Raw genomic sequence first — 5,582 nt, 5'->3', positions numbered from 1 at the left:
ACAAATCAAAGCCATAAAACCACAGGTAAAATCAACATCAACCACATTACCCTATAAAACCAATTAGGCATTGTATGGTCAAGCCAAACGAGCAATTAGTATTGGTTAGCTACATGTATCACTACACTTCCACACCCAACCTATCAACGTCGTCGTCTACAACGGCTCTTTAGGGAAATCTCATCTTGAGGTGGGCTTCCCGCTTAGATGCTTTCAGCGGTTATCCCATCCGAACATAGCTACTCGGCAATGCCACTGGCGTGACAACCGAAACACCAGAGGTTCGTCCACTCTGGTCCTCTCGTACTAGGAGCAGATCCTCTCAAATTTCCAACGCCCACGGTAGATAGGGACCGAACTGTCTCACGACGTTCTAAACCCAGCTCGCGTACCTCTTTAAATGGCGAACAGCCATACCCTTGGGACCTGCTTCAGCCCCAGGATGAGATGAGCCGACATCGAGGTGCCAAACACCGCCGTCGATATGAACTCTTGGGCGGTATCAGCCTGTTATCCCCAGAGTACCTTTTATCCGTTGAGCGATGGCCCTTCCATACAGAACCACCGGATCACTAAGACCTACTTTCGTACCTGCTCGACTTGTGGGTCTCGCAGTTAAGCGCGCTTTTGCCTTTATACTCTTTGAACGATTTCCGACCGTTCTGAGCGCACCTTCGTACTCCTCCGTTACTCTTTAGGAGGAGACCGCCCCAGTCAAACTACCCACCATACATTGTCCTCGATATTGTGAATATCTAAGTTAGAACCCCAACATGACCAGGGTGGTATTTCAAGGTTGACTCCACAAATACTGGCGTATCTGCTTCATAGCCTCCCACCTATCCTGCACAAGTCAGGTCAAAGTTCAATGTAAAGCTGTAGTAAAGGTTCACGGGGTCTTTCCGTCTAGCCGCGGGTACACAGCATCTTCACTGCGATTTCGATTTCACTGAGTCTCTGCTGGAGACAGCGTGGCCATCATTATGCCATTCGTGCAGGTCGGAACTTACCCGACAAGGAATTTCGCTACCTTAGGACCGTTATAGTTACGGCCGCCGTTTACTGGGGCTTCAATCAAGAGCTTCGCTTACGCTAACCCCATCATTTAACCTTCCAGCACCGGGCAGGCATCACACCCTATACGTCCACTTTCGTGTTTGCAGAGTGCTGTGTTTTTAATAAACAGTTGCAGCCACCTGGTATCTGCGACTGCCAACAGCTCAAAGAGCAAGTCTTATCACCATCGGCAGCGTACCTTCTCCCGAAGTTACGGTACCATTTTGCCTAGTTCCTTCAGCAGAGTTCTCTCAAGCGCCTTGGTATTCTCTACCTGACCACCTGTGTCGGTTTCGGGTACGATTCGTTTATGACCATCGTTTAGAAGCTTTTCCTGGAAGCAGGGTATTTGCCACTTCACGGTACATGTACCGCTTGCTATCAGATCTCAGTATTAGTTTGGCGGATTTGCCTACCAAACCTACCTACATCCTTCCACCTGGACTACCATCGCCAGGCTGGCATAACCTTCTCCGTCCCTCCATCACATCATAAACAAGTATCGGAATATTAACCGATTTCCCATCGACTACGCCTTTCGGCCTCGCCTTAGGGGTCGACTCACCCAGCCCCGATTAACGTTGGACTGGAACCCTTGGTCTTCCGGCGAACGGGCTTTTCACCCGTTTTGTCGTTACTCACGTCAGCATTCGCTCTTGTGATACCTCCAGCACACCTTACAGTGCACCTTCTCAGGCTTACACAACGCTCCCCTACCACTTAATTGAAACAATTAAATCCGCAGCTTCGGCTCCTAGTTTGAGCCCCGTTACATCTTCCGCGCAGGCCGACTCGACTAGTGAGCTATTACGCTTTCTTTAAAGGGTGGCTGCTTCTAAGCCAACCTCCTAGCTGTCTGTGCCTTCCCACCTCGTTTCCCACTTAACTAGGAATTTGGGGCCTTAGCTGGCGGTCTGGGTTGTTTCCCTTTCCACGACGGACGTTAGCACCCGCCGTGTGTCTCCCGGATATCACTCATCGGTATTCGTCAGTTTGCCTCGGTTTGGTAAGTCGGTGTGACCCCCTAGCCGAAACAGTGCTCTACCCCCAATGGTGTTCGTCCGAGGCGCTACCTAAATAGCTTTCGGGGAGAACCAGCTATCACCGAGTTTGATTAGCCTTTCACCCCTATCCACAAGTCATCCCCTGGCTTTTCAACGACAGTGGGTTCGGTCCTCCGATGCCTGTTACGGCACTTTCAACCTGCTCATGGATAGATCACTCGGTTTCGGGTCTATACCCTGCAACTCATTCGCCCTTTTAAGACTCGGTTTCCCTACGGCTCCCCTATTCGGTTAACCTTGCTACAGAATATAAGTCGCTGACCCATTATACAAAAGGTACGCCGTCACCCGACCACTTAATCGTTCTGATTGTCAAATTGTGATTTGATACGATTCATCAAGAAAGTTCTCATACGACCATTATTTTTTATGGTTCGCTCTCGCTTTCTTGCCACTTGTTCGTTAATGTAGGCTTCACAATAAACAATACGCCATGTTCTTGCTCTGGTTGAGTAAGTTGTGCCATTATTATGGTCATCAATTCTTTGTTTTAAATTGGTGGTAAAACCAACATAAAACTCATCATGATTATCCATGTTTTGTATGACATAGACGTAGTAAAAATTCATTGTTATCCTCAAAACGATTAAGTGGTCGGGCTCCGACTGCTTGTATGCACACGGTTTCAGGTTCTATTTCACTCCCCTAACAGGGGTTCTTTTCGCCTTTCCCTCACGGTACTGGTTCACTATCGGTCAGTCAGGAGTATTTAGCCTTGGAGGATGGTCCCCCCATCTTCAGACAGAATTTCTCGTGTTCCGCCCTACTTGATATGTCGCTTAAACAGTTTCGCATACAGGACTATCACCTACTATGGTTGGCTTTCCCATGCCATTTTGCTACTGTAAAATTGATCGGCTCCTCCCCGTTCGCTCGCCGCTACTTGGGGAATCTCTTTTGATGTCTTTTCCTCGGGGTACTGAGATGTTTCACTTCTCCCGGTTTGCCTTACACAGTAAACTGTGTAATAACCAACTTGTGTTGGTTGGGTTTCCCCATTCAGAAATCGCCGGGTCACAGGATATTGCCACCTCACCGACGCTTATCGCAGGCTGTCACGTCTTTCTTCGCCTCTGACTGCCAAGGCATCCACCATGTGCACTTCATTACTTGACCATACAATCCTAATTAGTCTTGTTTGGGTAATTGTAGTAACGATTTTACCTGTGTTTACGCTTGATTCAGTTCTCTTTACTTTAGGTGATTGTATTGGGTACAATCACCATGGTTAATAAATTACGTTGGTTAATTTATTAACCCAGACTCATTTCTATGTTGTTAAATAGTATGTGATAAACTTCATCAGTTTATTTTGTAAAAGCATAAATAAGAAATCTTATTTAAATTGCTTATGTATGCTTTGTTTTTGTTCGCTTGCCTGGTGGAGCCAAGGAGAGTCGAACTCCTGACCTCCTGCGTGCAAGGCAGGCGCTCTACCAACTGAGCTATGGCCCCATAAATGGTGGGTCTAATAAGATTTGAACTTATGACCCCCGCGTTATCAACACGGTGCTCTAACCAGCTGAGCTATAGACCCCGAAAGCCGTTAAAAAATTGCATCGCAATTTTAGGCTTGAGCCAAAAATCCTTTAAATAGGATTTTTGGTCTGAACTTAAAAAGTGCTTGTGCTCTTTTTTTAACTTAGTCTTTTAACCAAAAAACAACTTGTTGTGGATTTTTACTTACCTAAATGCTTCGTTAAGGAGGTGATCCAGCCGCAGGTTCCCCTACGGCTACCTTGTTACGACTTCACCCCAGTCATTAACCACACCGTGGTGATCGCCCTCCTAAGTTAGGCTAACCACTTCTGGTGCAATCAACTCCCATGGTGTGACGGGCGGTGTGTACAAGGCCCGGGAACGTATTCACCGCGGCATTCTGATCCGCGATTACTAGCGATTCCGACTTCATGGAGTCGAGTTGCAGACTCCAATCTGGACTAAGATAGGCTTTTTGAGATTGGCATCACGTCGCCGTGTAGCTGCCCTCTGTACCTACCATTGTAGCACGTGTGTAGCCCTGGTCGTAAGGGCCATGATGACTTGACGTCGTCCCCGCCTTCCTCCAGTTTGTCACTGGCAGTGTCCTTAAAGTCCCCGACCAAGTCGCTGGTAACTAAGGAAAAGGGTTGCGCTCGTTGCGGGACTTAACCCAACATCTCACGACACGAGCTGACGACAGCCATGCAGCACCTGTATGTGAATTCCCAAAGGCACTCTCGCATCTCTGCAAGATTCTCACTATGTCAAGACCAGGTAAGGTTCTTCGCGTTGCATCGAATTAAACCACATGCTCCACCGCTTGTGCGGGCCCCCGTCAATTCATTTGAGTTTTAACCTTGCGGCCGTACTCCCCAGGCGGTCTACTTATCGCGTTAACTGCGTCACTAAGCCTTTAAAAGACCCAACGACTGGTAGACATCGTTTACGGCGTGGACTACCAGGGTATCTAATCCTGTTTGCTACCCACGCTTTCGAACCTCAGTGTCAGTATGATGCCAGAAAGCTGCCTTCGCCATCGGTATTCCTCCAGATCTCTACGCATTTCACCGCTACACCTGGAATTCTACTTTCCTCTCACCTACTCTAGTTTATCAGTATCAGATGCAGTTCCTAGGTTAAGCCCAGGGATTTCACATCTGACTTAATAAACCACCTACGCTCGCTTTACGCCCAGTAATTCCGATTAACGCTTGCACCCTCTGTATTACCGCGGCTGCTGGCACAGAGTTAGCCGGTGCTTATTCTGTGGGTAACGTCAGAACCTATGGGTGTTATCCATAAGCTTTTCCTCCCCACTTAAAGTGCTTTACAACCATAAGGCCTTCTTCACACACGCGGCATGGCTGGATCAGGCTTTCGCCCATTGTCCAATATTCCCCACTGCTGCCTCCCGTAGGAGTCTGGGCCGTGTCTCAGTCCCAGTGTGGCTGATCATCCTCTCAGACCAGCTACAGATCGTCGCCTTGGTAGGCCTTTACCCCACCAACTAGCTAATCTGGTTTAGGCTCATCTTATAGCAAGAGCTTGCGCCCCCTTTCACCCGTAGGTCGTATGCGGTATTAATTCGAGTTTCCCCGAGCTATCCCCCTCTATAAGGTAGATTCCTAAATGTTACTCACCCGTTCGCCACTAATCAGTCTAGCAAGCTAGACCTCTTCGTTCGACTTGCATGTGTTAAGCCTGCCGCCAGCGTTCAATCTGAGCCATGATCAAACTCTTCAGTTTAATCGACTCATTCTTACTAGCAAATTCGCTTCGTTTGTTCATTTATATGAATTAACTTGGTTATTTACTGATTCGAATGATTTGTTTGTTTTGCCTTAAGCTTTTGCTTAAGTCAGCTTTGCTTAAGACTGTTTCTTTAAAAGCCATTTTTTTGTCAGTAAAAATCCACACAAGTTGTTTCTTGGTTCGTTGTTATATAGTTGCGTCTGTGTCGTCCACTAGACTTGTTTGCTT

General features: G+C 47.5%; 2 tRNA genes and 2 rRNA genes. All 4 read right to left on the bottom strand.

What is annotated here, in order from left to right:
• Positions 1-74: 74 nt before the first annotated feature.
• Positions 75-3,236 (bottom strand): 23S ribosomal RNA (locus B0682_RS09220).
• A 263-nt stretch (positions 3,237-3,499) separates the two neighbouring features.
• Positions 3,500-3,575 (bottom strand) — tRNA-Ala (locus B0682_RS09215).
• Between the two features lie 5 nt (positions 3,576-3,580).
• A tRNA-Ile gene (locus B0682_RS09210) sits at positions 3,581-3,657 on the bottom strand.
• Between the two features lie 163 nt (positions 3,658-3,820).
• Positions 3,821-5,348: ribosomal RNA gene (locus B0682_RS09205) — 16S ribosomal RNA — on the bottom strand.
• The 16S and 23S rRNA genes sit together here with 2 tRNA genes alongside, the layout of an rRNA operon.
• Between the last annotated feature and the right edge of the window lie 234 nt (positions 5,349-5,582).

It is taken from the genome of Lwoffella lincolnii (assembly GCF_002014765.1).
In the GTDB taxonomy this organism is placed as follows: domain Bacteria; phylum Pseudomonadota; class Gammaproteobacteria; order Pseudomonadales; family Moraxellaceae; genus Psychrobacter; species Psychrobacter lincolnii.
Note: the sequence above shows the minus strand (reverse complement) of the source record. Positions and strands in the feature narration are given on the sequence as shown.